Origin of the sequence: Collinsella tanakaei YIT 12063, from assembly GCF_000225705.1 — a bacterium.
Lineage (GTDB): Bacteria > Actinomycetota > Coriobacteriia > Coriobacteriales > Coriobacteriaceae > Collinsella > Collinsella tanakaei.
Map to the genome: position 1 here is coordinate 74,453 of NZ_JH126470.1, position 15,025 is coordinate 89,477.

A 15,025-nucleotide genomic window follows, 5' to 3' on the forward strand; every position below is an offset into this window, starting at 1 on the left:
CTATGAGTAACCAAGAAGTAGAGAATACCGTGGTCGAGTCCGTAGCTATGGACCAGGCCGCGCGGGATGCGGCCGACGCGACGGCGGGTGCGCTTCAGTCCGCGCCTGCGTGCCCGCAGGCCCCGGTCGTTCCGGAGGACGCCATCTACAATCCGCAAAACGCCACGGGTGATCTGCACCTGGGCATAGACGTGGGGTCAACCACGGTCAAGCTCGCCGTGCTCAACGACGCCAACCAGATCGTCTACGCCAAGTACCAGCGCCACCACACCGACGTGCGCGCCTGCGCTCGCGACCTGTTTGCGGGCGCCGCCGGCGTGCTGGGAGATGCCCGCATGACCTGCGCCATCACCGGTTCGGGCGGGCTTCTGCTCTCGCAGTGGTTGGATCTGGGGTTTGTCCAGGAGGTCATCGCCTCCAAGCGCGCCGTGGAGACCCTCATCCCGCAGACCGACGTCGCCATCGAACTGGGCGGCGAGGACGCCAAGATCATCTACTTCGATTCGGGCATCGAGCAGCGCATGAACGGCACCTGCGCGGGCGGCACCGGCGCCTTCATCGACCAGATGGCCACCCTGCTGCACACGGACGCCGCGGGCCTCAACAAGCTCGCCGCCGACGCGACCACTATCTACCCCATCGCCAGCCGCTGCGGCGTGTTCGCTAAGACGGACGTGCAGCCCCTGCTCAACGAGGGCGCCCGTCCGGAGGACGTCGCCGCGTCCATCTTCCAGGCCGTGGTGACCCAGACCATCTCCGGCCTGGCGTGCGGCCGTCCCATCCGCGGCTACGTCGCCTTCTTGGGCGGACCGCTGCAGTACCTCTCCGAGCTGCGCCGCCGCTTCTACATCACGCTTGATTTGGACGAGGAGCACCGCATCGTCCCCGACAACGCCCACCTCTTTGTGGCGTCCGGCGCCGCCATGGCGCACGAGTCCACCAAGCTGTCCACGTTTGGCGAGCTCATCGCGTCTATCGACGCGCTGGGCGACACCCAGGGCGCGGAGGTCGAGCGCCTCTCCCCGTTGTTTGCGAGCGAGGACGAGTACGCCGAGTTCAAGGAGCGCCACAACAAGGAGGTCGTTCCCAAGGGCGATCCCGCCAGCTATGCCGGCGAGCGCGTCTTCATCGGCATCGACGCCGGCTCCACCACCATGAAGGCCGCGATGGTGGGCGAGGACGGCCAGCTGCTGCATACCTGGTACGGCAACAACAACGGCGACATCCTGGGTACCGCCAAGGTGATCATGGCCGATTTCTACCAGCACATCCCCGCCGGCGCGCGCATTGGCCACGTCACCACCACCGGCTACGGCGAGGCGCTGCTCATCGAGGCCCTCAAGGCCGACTCCGGCGAGATCGAGACCGTCGCACACCTGCGCGGCAGCCGCGCGTTTCTGCCGGGCGTGGAGTTCATCCTGGACATCGGCGGCCAGGACATGAAGTGCCTGCGCGTGCGCGACGGCGTCATCGAGCACATCATGCTCAATGAGGCCTGCTCCAGCGGTTGCGGCAGCTTCATCGAGAGCTTCGCGGTCTCCATGAACATGGACGTGCGCGCGTTCGCCCAGGCGGCCATCGAGGCCAAGGCGCCGGTCGACCTTGGCAGCCGTTGCACGGTCTTTATGAACAGCCGCGTCAAGCAGGCTCAAAAAGAGGGCGCCACCGTGGGCGACATCGCCGCGGGCCTGTCCTACTCCGTTATCAAGAACGCGCTGTTCAAGGTCATCAAGCTGCGCGACCCCAAAGAGATCGGCACACAGGTCATCGTCCAGGGCGGCACGTTTATGTCGGACGCCACGTTGCGCGCGTTTGAGCAGCTCACCGGTGTCAACGCGGTGCGCCCGGACATCGCCGGCTGCATGGGCGCCTACGGAGCCGCCCTGCTGGCTCGCGACCGCGCTGGGGCGGATGGCATCTCAAACATCCTGTCTGCGGACCAGGTCGCGTCGCTCACGGTGACCCAGCGCCACGCGCGCTGCGGCCGCTGCTCCAACAACTGCCAGCTCACCATCAACGACTTTGGCGGCGGCCGTCGCTTCATCACGGGCAACCGCTGCGAAAAGGGCGCGGGCCATCGCTCCAACAAGACCGAGGCCCCCAACGTCTTCGCCCAGAAAAACGCCCTGCTGTTCGACCGCGAGTCGCTTGACCCTGATGCCGCGCCGCGCGGCACCGTGGGCATTCCCCGCGCGCTCAACATGTACGAGAACTACCCGTTCTGGCATACGTTCTTCACCAAGCTGGGTTTCTCCGTGGTGCTTTCGGACAACTCGACCAAGCAGACCTACGAGGCCGGCATCGAGTCCATGCCCAGCGAGTCCGTGTGCTATCCGGCTAAGCTCAGCCATGGCCACATCATGAACCTTATCGACAAGGACCCGGACTTTATCTGGATGCCCTGCGTGCGCTGGGAGCGCAAGGAGGATCCCACCGCGGGCAACTGCTATAACTGCCCCATCGTTATGAGCTACCCCACGGCGCTGGGCCTGAACATCGATGAGATCTCCGAGAAGCACGTCGAGTTCATGTACCCCTTTGTGCCCTACCATGACAAGATCGAGCTCAAGCGCCGCCTCTACGAGCTGATCGCCGTGGAGCGCGTGGCAGACGCCCAGGCGGGCCGCGGCCGCGTGCGCGGCCCCAAGATCACCCGCACGGAGATCGACGCCGCCGTCAACGCCGCCTATGAGGAGGATGCCCGCTTCCACCAGCAGATCCAGACCATGGGCGAGGAAGCCGTGAAGTGGATCGAGGACAACGGCGGACACGGCATCGTGCTCGCCGGCCGCCCCTACCATAACGACCCGGAAATCAACCATGCCCTGCCCGAGCTGATCACCTCCTTTGGCTTCGCGGTCCTTACCGAGGACTCCGTGGCGCACCTGGTGAAGCCCGAGCGCCCCATCCGCGTGGTCGACCAGTGGATGTTCCATAGCCGCCTGTACGCCGCCGCGCGCTTTGTCACCATGCGCAACGACCTCGACCTGGTGCAGATGAACTCCTTTGGCTGCGGCCTGGACGCCCTCACCACCGACCAGGTGCAGGAGATCCTGGAGGCGTCCGGTAAGATCTACACCGTGCTCAAGATCGACGAGGTCTCAAACCTTGGCGCCGCGCGCATCCGCATCCGCTCGCTCATGGCCGCGCTCAAGGACCAGGCGGCGGAGCGTGCCGCGGAGGCTGCCGCCGCGGGCGAGGAGTTCCAGGTTGGCGCCGCCAGCCCGGTTGAACCCTCCGCGGATCAGCCGGTGTTCGCCACGCATAAGTACGCCCTGGAGGCCCAGCGCGCGTCCAAGTCCGCGGCGTTCCCCAAGGTGAGCTTCACCCAGGAGATGAAGGACGCCGGCTACACCATCCTGTGCCCGCAGATGGCGCCCATCCACTTCGACCTCATCAAAGAGGTGTTCCGCGCGTCCGGTTACAACCTGGAGCTTCTGCCCTCCACCGACCGCGGCGCCGTGGAGGCGGGCCTGCGCTACGTCAACAACGACATCTGCTACCCGTCCATCCTGGTCACGGGCCAGATCATGGAGGCCATCGAGAGCGGCCGCTACGACCTCTCCAAGACCGCCGTGGTCATCACCCAGACCGGCGGCGGCTGCCGTGCCACCAACTACATCGCCCTCATCCGCAAGGCTCTGCGCGATTCCGGACATGCGGACATCCCGGTCATCTCGCTTTCCGCGGTCAAGTTGGACGAGGACAACCCCGGTTTCAAGTTGACGCCCACCATGCTTAAAGCCGCCGTCTACAGCGTGCTGTTTGGTGATGTCATGATGCAGATGCTCTACCGCTGCCGTCCGTATGAGGCCACGCCGGGCGCTGCCAACCAGCTGTTCGAGCAGTTCATGGACCGCGCGCGCAAGCTGGCGCCTGCTTTCAACCGCCGCAACTTCACCAAGCTGTCGCGTGAGGCGATCCGTGCGTTCGACACCATGCCGCTGGTGGGCGAGGGCACCAAGCCGCGCGTGGGCGTTGTGGGCGAGATCCTGGTCAAGTTCCACCCCACGGCCAACAACCACGTTGTCGACGTGATCGAGGCCGAGGGCTGCGAGGCTGTGGTCCCGGGTCTTCTGGACTTCTTCCTCTACTCCATGAGCAACGCCACCGTGCAGAAAAACGAGCTTGGCAGCTCCGCGGTAACGCGCGCCAGCATGGACGCCGCCATTGGCATGGTCGATTGGATGCGCAAGCCGGTTGAGGAGATGCTCGAGCAAAGCGAGCGCTTCGAGCGCCCCGAACCCATCTCCGTTATGGCGCAAAAGGCCACGCAGGTGCTGTCGCTGTGCAACAACATGGGCGAGGGCTGGCTGCTCACGGCCGAGATGCTCGACCTCATCGACCACGGTGCGCCCAACATCATCTGCACCCAGCCGTTCGCCTGCCTGCCCAACCACGTGGTGGGCAAGGCGGTCATCAAGGAGCTGCGCCGCCAGCACCCGGAGAGCAACATCGTGGCGGTGGACTACGACCCCGGCGCCTCGGAGGTCAACCAGCTCAACCGTATCAAGCTCATGATCTCCGTGGCCAAGGAGAACCTGCGCGCGGGCAAAGGCTTTGTGATGGAGCCCGTCCACCCGCTTGAGATGGACGCGGTCGATAGCAAGTTCCGTCCGCACCACTTCACCACGCCGGCAGAGGTCGCCGCGCACGAGGCAGAGGTCGAGGCGACCGCACGCCGTCTTGGCCGCGGCCTCAAGCGCCATAATAAGTAGCGCGCGTTTTTGGACGAGGACGGGCGGCTGCGATGTAACCTTTGCGGACCGTCCTCGTCCATACGCTGCCGAGATCGGCTGCCGGCCAACTTTCCATTTGGGGAACGCTTTTGGCGTTTGTTCCGCTCCCGTTGCTGGCATTTGCGCACACGCGCTCGATCAAGAAAGCGGTGGTATGGGCGCTTGCGATTGCGATTCTCATTGAGCCGCTGCAGTTGGTCATCGATCTTGCCACCGGCTTCCCCAGCTTTGTCGTCGATGTGGACGACATGATGCTTCAGGTGCTGGGAAGCGCCGCGGGCATTGTCCTCATGGCGCTCATGGTTCGCGTTTCCTCGGGCAGCAAGGGCAACGGGCTGGCGCCAGATAGGGGTTAGCGAGGGCGCAAGGCAAAGAACTTGCTTGGGAGTCTGCCTACTCTGTTTTCCATTAAGCCTCTCGACGTCGGTGTAAATGCGCCCGGCGCCGAGAGGCTTTTGTCGTTAGCGGTTCGCCTGCAGGAAGATGCTGATCCTTGGCGAGCTGTACTCGTCAAACTCATCGCGCGAATCAGTTGAGAACGTTGCCCATGCGCGCAGGTCCCCGGTGTTGTCCAAGTCGACATCAAGCGGGGTGTAGTAGTCGCCTGCAAGGAAGGATTCGCGAAACTCTGCGGGTAGCTGGGGTTTGTTGAACAGACCTGCGGCGACTTGGGGCGCATCGACGTCGGCGATAAGCTCATAGAGGCGGTCGATATTCTCGTCCGCAAACGCCAAATTATCCTGTGCGGCCCTTTCGATATCGACACTTGCGGTGTAGACTACGCCGTCCACCGCGCCCTGAGAATCCGTTTCGATGGATATACGGGCGACGATGTCTCCATCTTGGTCGGTGACGTTGCCGCTGACCTGGTAGCCGCTGTCCTGTCGGCGCTCAAGGGGGTCGTCGGCCATGACGTAGGAGACGCCGGGCTCCAGAGCGTCTTGGAATGCGGAAAGGGTCTGGGCTGCGCTGTTTTGCGCGGAGGATGCCTGTGCCGCCGAGTCGATGAAGCGCGGGGTAAACGCGAGGACGAGCAGCAAGATGGGCGCGAGAAAGACGGTTGCTGCGGCGCGGCCCTGCCTTGGCAGCGCGATGCCTTGTTTGTGTGCGATGGCGGCGGCCGAGCTGCCGAGAAGGTCCATGAGCGCGAAGACGTTGAGCCCGCTTGCGGAATCCGGGCACACTGGTCCGCCGTGCGTTTCGCGTTCGATCGCTCTCCAGCGCTCGCTGCGCAGCGTGGCTTTAGCCGAGAGGCCGCAGGCAATGGTGAGGATTCCCTCGGCAATCATGATGGAGGATATGGCTATGAGCTGCAGGTTGCCAAGTCCGTTCGAGCCCAGGGCGATGTTGTCGATCATTACGAGCAAAATAGCCGCCGTGCCCGTGGGGAAGAGCGATAGCAGGGAGTATCGCGCGATCTTGGGAACGAGATAGCACTTCTTAACGAGCTTTGCTTTGTTTTCGCTCAGCATGGAGCCTCCCGGAACGTGGATGCGCGGGCGCGCGATGCGAATCTGCCTCATCCACAGCATGACGGGGGCGCAAGGCGGTGGGGGCGCGGTTTTGGCTTTCGGCGCGATTCTGGTGGCGACCGCCTAGTTTACACGCGCGCCAAACGGCAGCAGCGACAGCTTTGCCATCTTGAACGACTGCAGGCCAAAGGGGTTACGGCAAGACGGTGCTGCTATGGGAGCTTGCAGACCGCGCGGCCGCCATGGGGTATGTGGTGGCGCACCCAACCATCGCGTCATCGGGGATGCTTGACCGAATTGTTGAGAAAGTACAGCAAGACGGCCGCAGGCACCTGGGGAGCAAGAGCGTTCGGCTTGCGAACGCGTCAATTGGCGCGTATGGTTCTCCGCTGGATTGGAGTTCACACGAGAGGTTCAAGAAGGCAAATCTTCTCAGTTCAAGCTCACCCAGCTGGCTAGAAAGCTCACGGCAGAAGGCCATGGCATGCTGATTTTGATCGATGAGCTGCAGGCGAACTCAGAGGAAATACGTCAGTTGGTTTCGCTCTATCAAGAGCTGGTGGGGGAGCGTCTCAATGTTGCGCTTGTTATGGCCGGCCTTCCCGGCGCCGTTTCCGCCACGCTGAACGACAAGGTCCTAACGTTTCTTAACCGAGCGCGTAAGGTGAGCCTGCCGCCGCTTTCCCTGGGCGATGTCGACGCGTATTACGCGCGGGCGTTTGAGGAACTGGGCGTCTGCATTTTGGACGGCGAGCGAAAGCGCATAGTAAAGGAGAGCATGGGGTCTCCGTACCTCATGCAGCTCTTGGGTCACAATGTGGTGGTGCGCGCAGCAGACCAGGGGCAGCTAAGCGGCTCTATGATTGATGCGGCGGTCGAGGCGGCGCGAGCGGATTTTGAGAACGATGTTTGCGGCACGCTGTTGGCCGCGCTATCGGTTCGAGACGTTCAGTTCCTCAGCGCGATGGCCCGGGACGAAGGCGATAGCAGCATCTCTGCCATTGCCGAGCGCATGAACGTTACGCAGGACTATGCGCAAAAGTACCGAAAGCGCTTGATCGATGCCGGGGCGATCGAGCCCGCCGGCTGGGGCCTCATTAGGTTTGCCGTGCCGTATCTGGCGGACTACCTGCGCAGGGAGACTGGAGTGTGGTAGCGTCTTTCTGACGGGGCGGGTGGATGAGTATATGTTGGATCATGCGCCCGTCCGGCTCCTGCTCGACTTGCTGCCAAGCTCAGCCAGGTGTCAGGCTCCTCGTCCATATCCACAACATCTTCGCTTACAAGCGTTCGCGAAATCTGATAGGGTATTCCCCACGGCTGCAATATTCAATGTATCAGTTGGCGTCACCGCGCGAATCGGTGGCGCCTTTTTTGTTGCCGTGATGGTCGATTTGCCGCGGCTGCGCGGCGCTAAACGAAAGGACAAGGGATGCCCACCAACAAACGAGAAAGCTTGATCTTCACCTTTATTATGTGCTTTGCCATGGTGCTTTGGATGTCCATCTACAACGTGGCGCTGCATCAGGGGGCGCTTACCATGGGCGCCGTTGCGCAGGCGTGGCTTGGATTCCCCGTGGCCTACGTGTTCGCCATGTGCGCCGACTGGTTTGTCGCCGTGCCGCTTGCCAAGGGTTTTGCGTTTCGTTTTTTGGTGACGCCCGGCAAGAGCTCGCCGCTGGCCATGACGCTGGCCGTGAGCAGCTGCATGGTTGTGCCCATGGTGATCATCATGTCGCTGTTCGGCGCCGTTGAGGTCGCTTCTCAAACTGGTGAGTTTGCCGCGATCCCCTTTATGTGGATTTCCAACATCCCCACCAACTTCATCATGGCGCTGCCGTGGAACCTGCTGGTGGCGGGGCCCGTTTCTCGCTTTGTATTCCGCCGGGCGTTCCCCGTTGGCACCGTTCTTGCCTAGCGTGGGTGGACGGTATGCGTAGCGCGGCATGAGGCCCTGTGGACTCTAAGTGAGGCGGGGACTGGAGAAGGTCATCGTCAAAAGACGGTGGCCTTTTTCATTCCCGCTGCAGGTCAAATTCGCGTTACGGATCCAGCTGGTCCTCTCACATCACGTCATAATGGTCGAAAAACAATCGGGGCGGGACGCTGTCGTCGCGGCTTGCGGAGAATCGTTGCTGACGTCTGCGCAAAAGGGTGTGCGCAAAAGGCGTAGAGGCAACGTCCATGGCAAAAGGGGGAGCAATGTCTTTTGAGGCCGCAAAGGCGCATTTGGAACAATACGGGCTGGCAGATCGCGTGATTGTATTTGATCAGTCTTCTGCCACCGTGGCGATGGCGGCCCAGGCGGCCGGGACCAGCGAGGCGGAGATTGCCAAAACGCTCTCGTTTTTGGTGGACGATGCAGCGGTCCTCATCGTCGCGGCGGGCGACGCGAAGGTGAACAGCTCCAAGTTCAAGGCGAAGTTCCACATCAAGGCGAAGATGGTCCCGGCTGATCGCGTGGAAGAGTTGGTAGGTCACGCTCCCGGCGGTGTGTGCCCCTTTGCCGTGCGCATTGGCGTGGCGGTGTATTTGGACGAGTCTCTCCGTCGTTTCGAATACGTCTACCCCGCATGCGGAAGCTCCAACAGCGCCGTGCGCCTTACGCCCGCGGAACTAGAGCGCGCATCCGGCTGTGTTGAGTGGGTCGGCGTGTGCAAGCTGCCAGAAATGGCGCAGTAACTGCTCCCATGTTCAAGAAGATCGGTTGATTTCTCTTCGGGAACAATGACGAGCGCTATGCTCCTTTGACCTCATAGGGGCGGCTGCTGAAAACGCCCTCCAGTTGGACTTGGTGCTCTGCTAAAAATGAGGTCCAGTTCACACGGGATGCTGAAAATGGCCTCCAGTTGGACTTGGCATTGGCGGGCGCCTGGTGCGCGTGGTTTCTATCCTGCGCTTTTGCGACGGCTCCTCGCTGGCCGCTGGATCAAAGTCCAACTGGAGCTCGTTTTCAGCGCCGCCAAGTTCAACTGGACCCAAAAAGTAGATGGTGGGTGTAAACGGAGGCTGTTTTCAGCAGAGACCCCAAGTCCAACCGAAGCCCAAAAACAGCAAGGAGACAAAAAAAGAGCGCTTCCTTGTCGAAGCGCCCTTAAGAATCTTTTTGTAGGATGCTATGCGAAGAATATCCTGTTGATCATTATGTAGAGGATGATGATTGCGGCAATCATGGCTACGGCGATTTGTACGCCGGAACTCCCGTCGTTGTTGTTCTTACTCATGTTTACTGACCTTTCTGCTGGAATCTGACTTCAAGAGTGGCTCCCTCGGGTATCGCATCCCCGCGAAGAGGCCCTTGAAGGTGGTCTTCGCATTTCGCTGTGCTTCTTCGTAAAGTCCCAGGGATTTTGCTCTGTCGACCATAGGGGCCTTCTGGCTTTCGATCCAACTCGACCCTTCGCCGGCCTTGATTGTTCCGTCAAGCTGTAACCGTGGAATGAAGATGTCCTTTCGTCATAAAGTGCAACCTCTTGACGCGGGTGCGCCATCACCCATTGCTCAGACTGTTGGACATCTCATTTATTCTAGAGCTATCTTAATAGCAAAGAAAAAACGTGCAATCAGAAATAGTGCAGAAAAAGCGTGCTATTATGAAGACGTATTAAACTGCGAGTTGTTTGGAATGGCTATGCAACAATGTGCGGCTCTTATGGTGGATGTTCGTGATTCTCGCAAAATGAAGGACGAGAAACGCGTTGATGCGCAACGCCTGCTTGCCGCTTCGATAGCTTATCTCAACGGGCTGTTTCGTCGTGATCTTCTTTGCGATGTGGTCTTTAGCGCAGGCGATGAGGTGCAGGGCTTGTTTGCTGACGCTGCTGCCGCGTTCCTCTATTTCCGACAGCTATCCCTTCTTATGGCTCCCGTCGAGTTGCGGGGCGGCGTGGGAATGGGCGGTTGGGAGATGAAGATCGAAGGGGCGCCGTCTACTGTTCAAGATGGAACTGCGTATCATCATGCCCGCGATGCAATCGCTACGTCGAAGAAAAGCCGGTTGTACGGTTTTACAATTTCATCTTCCACTCCAATGCCAGAGCAAACTGTGATTGCTAACTATCCCTTGCTGCTGGCATCTGCAAGGACGGCACGCCAAGCTGAGCTCGCGCGTCATGTGGAGTTGCTCTTTCCGCTGGCTGCCCAAGCGGACGCCCTTGCCTGCACAGAAGCACGGGGGGCGTTGGAAGTGCTGCTGGCTGCTCTCGAGCGAATGGATGGGCGCGCTATTCTTCATAACTGGAAGGCGGAGCCTCCTTGTCCGGTGGATGCTGCGAAGCTGAATTCGGCGGGGATGGTTGAACTGCCATCGCAATTGTCGGGATTATCATATAGGATGGAAACGTACGCTGGCCGCACCAGGCAGTCGCTCGATAGGCTGTTGGATGGGGGGATGGTAAATCAAGAGCGTGTTGCCGCTGTAATGGCAGCACGTTTCTTGGGGGAGAAGGAAGCCGGTGGTGAGCTTGGGTGAAACGCTGTGCCTGCTGCTTTTGGGGCACGTTGTGGGGGATTTTTACTTTCAATCCGATGAAATGGCGATCGCTAAAGAGCGCTCTTATGCCGAGAGGGTGCGCCACGGCGTCTTCTACGCACTGGGCATGGCGCCTGTATTAGTAGCGATCGCTATTTTCTTGGGAAGCCCTCTTGTGTTGGCTGTGGTGGCGTGGATGGTGTTGTCCGCAATGCATGGCGTGATTGACTTCATGATTCGTCCGAGGATAAAGAGCATGACTCACGGGGAGGTGCAGGCTTTTCTGCTGGACCAGGCCCTACATGTGGGTTGTTGCGTAGTGGCGGGCGTGTTTTTGGCAAAGAATGCCTCAAGGGAGCTTTCGCCATATTGGGCCGAAACGCTTGTGTGGACCGCCTCGCTTGCTCTTTGCATTGTACCTTCATGCGTGTTGGTCAAATTACTGCTGGGTTCTCTGCGAAGAGATGCGGCTTTTCCTGGTGGATTCAGGAAAGATGCTGCCAATTCTGGGCGTGCAATAGGAATGCTTGAGCGTGCGATTGTAGGCGTACTTACCCTGTTGGGACAGTACGATGCGATTGCGTTTGTGGTGGCAGCGAAGAGCATCGCGCGATACGAGAAGCTGAAGGACGATAAAACGTTCGCGGAGGTGTACCTGGTGGGCACGCTGGCGAGCGTTGCGACCGCAATATTTCTTCCGCTGTTTGTACGTTGGGCCATGGTGCTGTGAGCCATTTATGCATGACTGTGATGTCGGAACGATGTTGATAGGTGACGCCAGAAAAGCCACGTTAAACAGGATCGCAAGCAACGGGCGACAGGCGCGTCGACCTTAAGGAGTTCAGGCGAAGGTACGGTACGCGCCCGCTCTCGTTTGCGTCTGCCGACGGCCTTAGGTCCATTATGGGGCTCGAGTCGGGTTCCGTGACGCCCCTGGGACTTCTCAACGACGAGGGACGGGAGGCGACGGTCTTTCTGGACGCCGATCTCGCAAGCGGCATCATCGGGGTCCACCCCCAACGACAACACCGCCACCGTTTGGATGCAGGCGGCGGATCTTGTGCGCGTTGTCGAGAACCATGGCAACGAGGTGTGCGTCGTCTGGCTCATGTAGGCTGCAGCCTCTTTTCGCTCGATCCAAACGCATGCGAGGTCGTTTCCCGATTCGAAGGTCGGGGCGTGCCTCGCTTTATTCCATTCTAGCTCGCATTCGGTTCCGCCTGGACAGAGGTGGGCGATGATTCCAAGAAGGACTTGCCGTGATTGCCGAGGCAGGCTAGCGGGCGACATGGGCGGAGTCTTGCGGGGCGCTACCAGCTCCAAGGGTCGCTATCGGGTGAAATTAGCAGGATACGTAGGGCGGTGAGCGGCTTTTCTTCGTCCGTATTATTTGAACGATAGACCAGTTGGTACTGCTCTTGCTCAGACGTGGTGACGTCGCTGCGGATGTCCAGCGTTGCCTTGATAGTGCGACGCGAGGCGTCCAGATCCGTGCGGCCGGCGACTATGCGAGCGATGCTCGATAGCACATGGATGCGTTCGTAAAGTGATTGGGGCCAACGCGGGCCGCTTGCGCTCTGAGCGCAGGATTAGCCAGTCAGAACTTGCCCGCACGCTTGAAGTGAATCGATCGCATATCAACCAGTTTGAAGCTGGCAAGCAAAACGTCTCGATAGACTACCTTGTCAAGATTGCCGACGGCCTCGATGTATCTGTGGTTGAGTTTTTCTCCGGCCTTGGAGGGGCTTCGCCAAGAAGGATTGTCGAAAAAGAAGAATAGCTATTACCTCGCATTGATTTTGCTGATCGACGGCGTTTTATAACGCGCTGAGGTCTGCCCACCTATTTGGCGCGGGCGCCACCGAGAGTTACCGCGAAGACTTCTTGCGGCTGCAGCTTTTAATATGAGAAAGCCATTGTCAAGTAGCAAAATCTTCCAGGTCCCAATTTTCCATATGGGACCTGTCCTCGTTCCAGCCGGTGGGCCCGCGCGGATGCTCGTTAGTCGTCGCTCGCCTGGCAAGCTAATATCCGCGGGCTCTGTGGCGCGGCATCGGGTCAGATTATGTCGCCGCGCGCTACCTCATTTCGTTTCTCCGTCCGGGGCCGTCGGATGAAAGTCCCTGAGTCTTCGTGATCGGGCGCGGCCTGCGGGCTGCCCATAAAAAAGGACGTGAGCCGACCCCGGCGATGCGTCGAAGCGCGGGCCCTCCCGGCGGGAAGGTTGTGTGGTCGAAGGCGCACGCCGATGCCGAGCGGGCGTGTACGTCCAGCCCGATGGAGGTAACATGTGACATGGGGAGCCTCCTCCCTTACGTGCGGTACGGCGGCACCGCAGGGTGACGATACAACACCATTGCTCCCGCCCAGCCCGCGAGCCTGTATGCCGCGGGGAGGCTCTTCGCCCAATGGCTTTCCCATATCGTCTCTTTGGATTGCCGCGCGAGGATTGGAGCTCCCATGCCGCTGCCCGTAGTTGCCATCGTTTTGCCCTTGGTCCTGTTTGGGATCATGGCCGTTGTGCTGTTTGTGGCATATCGCCGGGCGGCGCGTGCGATCGATGAGCTGTCGTTGCCAGTGGTTGTCCGCTGCGGCGCATGCGGTGTGGAGTTTAGGATCACGACGGCCGAGCTGCGCGGCGCCAAGATGACCAAGTCGGTCTCACGAACAAGCACGCGCGTCCACGGCCCCGCGCTGGTCACGCGTAAGAGCTACTCACGGTACCAGAAGCGCCTGACGTGTCCCGCATGCGGGGAGCACGGCTGGTGCGAGGTGCTCAACATAGGCCAGTTGCAGGCAGCGTCTACGCGCGTGGCGATAAAGTATCTTGGCGGCGCTCTCGTCCTTCTAATTTTGCTGGGCTTTGTCTTGAACGCGCTGTCCAACGCGATTCTATAGCGCGCAAAGGGCAAGATGGTCCCGGGCGATTGCGTGGAAGAGCTGGTCGACTGCGCTCCCGACGGCGTGCGCCCCCTGATGCGGCGTGCGGCCGGACGTGCTCTGCCGTAGGTTACTCCACCCTAAACTCCACGCGGTCCAGGTTCTTCACGTCCAGGCGGATGAGTTCCTCCGCCATGGTCCGGTCCTCGCTATCGAGCTCCTCGTCCGTGAAAACGCGCGCTACCAGCTCTTCGTCCATAGAAGAGCCGTCAGAAGCGGGCTCGGCTTGCAGACCAACGGTGTACTCCTTGAAACCGGGGCAGACCACGGCGAGCTCGCGCGCGGTCTCGGCGGCGCCGTAGGAATCGGGCGTGGGGTCGTCTGCCGCCCTCACCATGTTCGACGTGAGGATGATGCAGGGGATGGCGAAGATGGCGGTGCCAATGAGGATGCGCCACCGTACGGTGTGGGCACGCGAGCGCGCATCGGCGTCTTCCTGCGCGGTTACCACCCCATCGTCGTTGAGGTCGCGTTTAAGCGGGGTGCCCAGCAGCAACAGGACGAGCATGGCGGAAAGCGCGATAAAGACCACGTTGATGCCGAACTCGTACAGCGCGCTCAGCGAGAGCCCCAGGTTCATGGCGGCGATGCCGTAGCCCGCGGCGCACAGCGGCGGCATCAGCGCGGTAGCCACGGCGACGCCCGAGATGAGCGTGGCGGGCTCCTGGTCGCGCGAGTTGCCCAGGCCTCCTGCAAAACCGCCTACCAGCGCCAGGATGAGGTCCCATACCGTGGGGCTCGAGTTGTCCGCCATGGCCTGCGTCATGCCGGCGACGGGGGAGAGATTGAAGTAGAGCGTCGAGGTGATGAGGCAGAAAACCATCTGGACGATGAGCCCCGCCGCGGCGTCGCGCGCCAGGGTGCGGTCAAGCGTCGCCGCGGCGTACGCGATGGCGAGCACCGATCCCATGAGGGGGCAGATGAGCATGGCGCCCACGATGGCGATGTCCGAGTTGGTATCCAGGCCAATGCACGCGATAACCATGGCGACGATGAGGATGCACAGGTGGTTGCCGTTGAGTCGCGCCCCGTTGACAAAGCGTTTGCGGATCACATGGTAGGGCGCGCGTCCCTCGCGAATATTGAAGGTGTGCTTGAAAAAGGTGGCGACGCTGCGCCAAATCCGTTGCAGCGCGGGTCTTTCGCCATGGCGCCGGCGATGGCGGTCGATGTATTTTTGCAGGTCTATGGCGGCGGAACGGCCTGCGCGCTCGCCGTGATGGTCTTCGCGCCGATTGTTGTGCTGGCTGCTGCGTTGGTCCGCCATAGTGTCCACCTGCCGTGTTGGTAGTCCTCGTCCCCATCATCACGATCGCCGCAACCGCCGCGGGGCGGGGGCATCTCAACGCATTCTTGCCCCTTGCGCCGCACCTGTCAACGCACCGGGCACATACGCCTTGCGC

12 protein-coding genes and 1 pseudogene are annotated in these 15,025 nt (G+C 60.9%); 10 read left to right on the forward strand and 3 right to left on the reverse strand.

All coding sequences use genetic code 11. The features are described 5' to 3' along the window. Window positions 1–47: 47 nt before the first annotated feature. Window positions 48–4,718, forward strand: a complete 4,671-nt coding sequence (locus tag HMPREF9452_RS07030) for a 2-hydroxyacyl-CoA dehydratase (RefSeq protein WP_050797647.1) — start codon at window positions 48–50, stop codon at window positions 4,716–4,718. A gap of 41 nt (window positions 4,719–4,759) precedes the next feature. Further along, the gene (locus HMPREF9452_RS07035; protein WP_083821821.1) at window positions 4,760–5,095 is read left to right on the forward strand and encodes a VanZ family protein; all 336 of its coding nucleotides are present in this window, start codon (window positions 4,760–4,762) and stop codon (window positions 5,093–5,095) included. 105 nt (window positions 5,096–5,200) lie between these two features. On the opposite strand, the gene HMPREF9452_RS07040 is transcribed toward HMPREF9452_RS07035, so the two are convergent. Beyond that, window positions 5,201–6,211 carry a polymer-forming cytoskeletal protein gene (locus HMPREF9452_RS07040; RefSeq protein WP_009141441.1) on the reverse strand — a complete coding sequence of 337 codons (1,011 nt, stop codon included), beginning with the start codon at window positions 6,209–6,211 and terminating at the stop codon, window positions 5,201–5,203. Between the two features lie 394 nt (window positions 6,212–6,605). Between HMPREF9452_RS07040 and HMPREF9452_RS07045 the strand changes: the two genes are divergently transcribed. The 6 genes and pseudogenes from HMPREF9452_RS07045 to HMPREF9452_RS12355 form a co-directional block, all read left to right on the forward strand. Next, complete coding sequence (locus tag HMPREF9452_RS07045) at window positions 6,606–7,367, forward strand: hypothetical protein (RefSeq protein WP_147568251.1); 762 nt, start codon at window positions 6,606–6,608, stop codon at window positions 7,365–7,367. A gap of 276 nt (window positions 7,368–7,643) precedes the next feature. Then, window positions 7,644–8,129, forward strand: coding sequence for a hypothetical protein (locus HMPREF9452_RS07050; RefSeq protein WP_009141443.1), 486 nt, complete (start codon window positions 7,644–7,646; stop codon window positions 8,127–8,129). A gap of 284 nt (window positions 8,130–8,413) precedes the next feature. Beyond that, entirely contained in the window at window positions 8,414–8,893 is a 480-nt protein-coding gene (locus tag HMPREF9452_RS07055; protein WP_009141444.1) for a YbaK/EbsC family protein, read from the forward strand. A gap of 763 nt (window positions 8,894–9,656) precedes the next feature. Further along, window positions 9,657–10,682, forward strand: coding sequence for a SatD family protein (locus tag HMPREF9452_RS07060; RefSeq protein WP_009141446.1), 1,026 nt, complete (start codon window positions 9,657–9,659; stop codon window positions 10,680–10,682). Further along, window positions 10,669–11,412 carry a DUF3307 domain-containing protein gene (locus HMPREF9452_RS07065; protein WP_009141447.1) on the forward strand — a complete coding sequence of 248 codons (744 nt, stop codon included), beginning with the start codon at window positions 10,669–10,671 and terminating at the stop codon, window positions 11,410–11,412. Before HMPREF9452_RS07060 ends, HMPREF9452_RS07065 begins: the two co-directional genes overlap by 14 nt. A gap of 92 nt (window positions 11,413–11,504) precedes the next feature. Then, window positions 11,505–11,885, forward strand: a pseudogene (locus tag HMPREF9452_RS12355) (YbaK/EbsC family protein); the annotation flags it as partial. A gap of 107 nt (window positions 11,886–11,992) precedes the next feature. Here HMPREF9452_RS12355 and HMPREF9452_RS07070 read toward each other — a convergent pair. Further along, complete coding sequence (locus tag HMPREF9452_RS07070) at window positions 11,993–12,211, reverse strand: hypothetical protein (protein ID WP_040362621.1); 219 nt, start codon at window positions 12,209–12,211, stop codon at window positions 11,993–11,995. 17 nt (window positions 12,212–12,228) lie between these two features. Between HMPREF9452_RS07070 and HMPREF9452_RS07075 the strand changes: the two genes are divergently transcribed. Then, on the forward strand, window positions 12,229–12,462 hold the full coding sequence (locus HMPREF9452_RS07075; RefSeq protein WP_050797642.1) for a helix-turn-helix domain-containing protein: 234 nt from the start codon (window positions 12,229–12,231) through the stop codon (window positions 12,460–12,462). 680 nt (window positions 12,463–13,142) lie between these two features. After that, window positions 13,143–13,580 carry a hypothetical protein gene (locus HMPREF9452_RS07080; protein ID WP_009141449.1) on the forward strand — a complete coding sequence of 146 codons (438 nt, stop codon included), beginning with the start codon at window positions 13,143–13,145 and terminating at the stop codon, window positions 13,578–13,580. 112 nt (window positions 13,581–13,692) lie between these two features. Here HMPREF9452_RS07080 and HMPREF9452_RS07085 read toward each other — a convergent pair whose 3' ends face one another. Further along, window positions 13,693–14,889 carry a DUF389 domain-containing protein gene (locus HMPREF9452_RS07085; protein ID WP_009141451.1) on the reverse strand — a complete coding sequence of 399 codons (1,197 nt, stop codon included), beginning with the start codon at window positions 14,887–14,889 and terminating at the stop codon, window positions 13,693–13,695. Window positions 14,890–15,025: the final 136 nt, after the last annotated feature.

Excerpts from the sequence above, each read along its gene's own strand:
- HMPREF9452_RS07030 (WP_050797647.1), top strand. The coding sequence starts at position 48 with ATGGACCAGGCCGCGCGGGATGCGGCCGACGCGACGGCGGGTGCGCTT.
- HMPREF9452_RS07040 (WP_009141441.1), bottom strand. The coding sequence starts at position 6,211 with ATGCTGAGCGAAAACAAAGCAAAGCTCGTTAAGAAGTGCTATCTCGTT.
- HMPREF9452_RS07050 (WP_009141443.1), top strand. The coding sequence starts at position 7,644 with ATGCCCACCAACAAACGAGAAAGCTTGATCTTCACCTTTATTATGTGC.
- HMPREF9452_RS07055 (WP_009141444.1), top strand. The coding sequence starts at position 8,414 with ATGTCTTTTGAGGCCGCAAAGGCGCATTTGGAACAATACGGGCTGGCA.
- HMPREF9452_RS07060 (WP_009141446.1), top strand. The coding sequence starts at position 9,657 with ATGTCCTTTCGTCATAAAGTGCAACCTCTTGACGCGGGTGCGCCATCA.
- HMPREF9452_RS07080 (WP_009141449.1), top strand. The coding sequence starts at position 13,143 with ATGCCGCTGCCCGTAGTTGCCATCGTTTTGCCCTTGGTCCTGTTTGGG.
- HMPREF9452_RS07085 (WP_009141451.1), bottom strand. The coding sequence starts at position 14,889 with ATGGCGGACCAACGCAGCAGCCAGCACAACAATCGGCGCGAAGACCAT.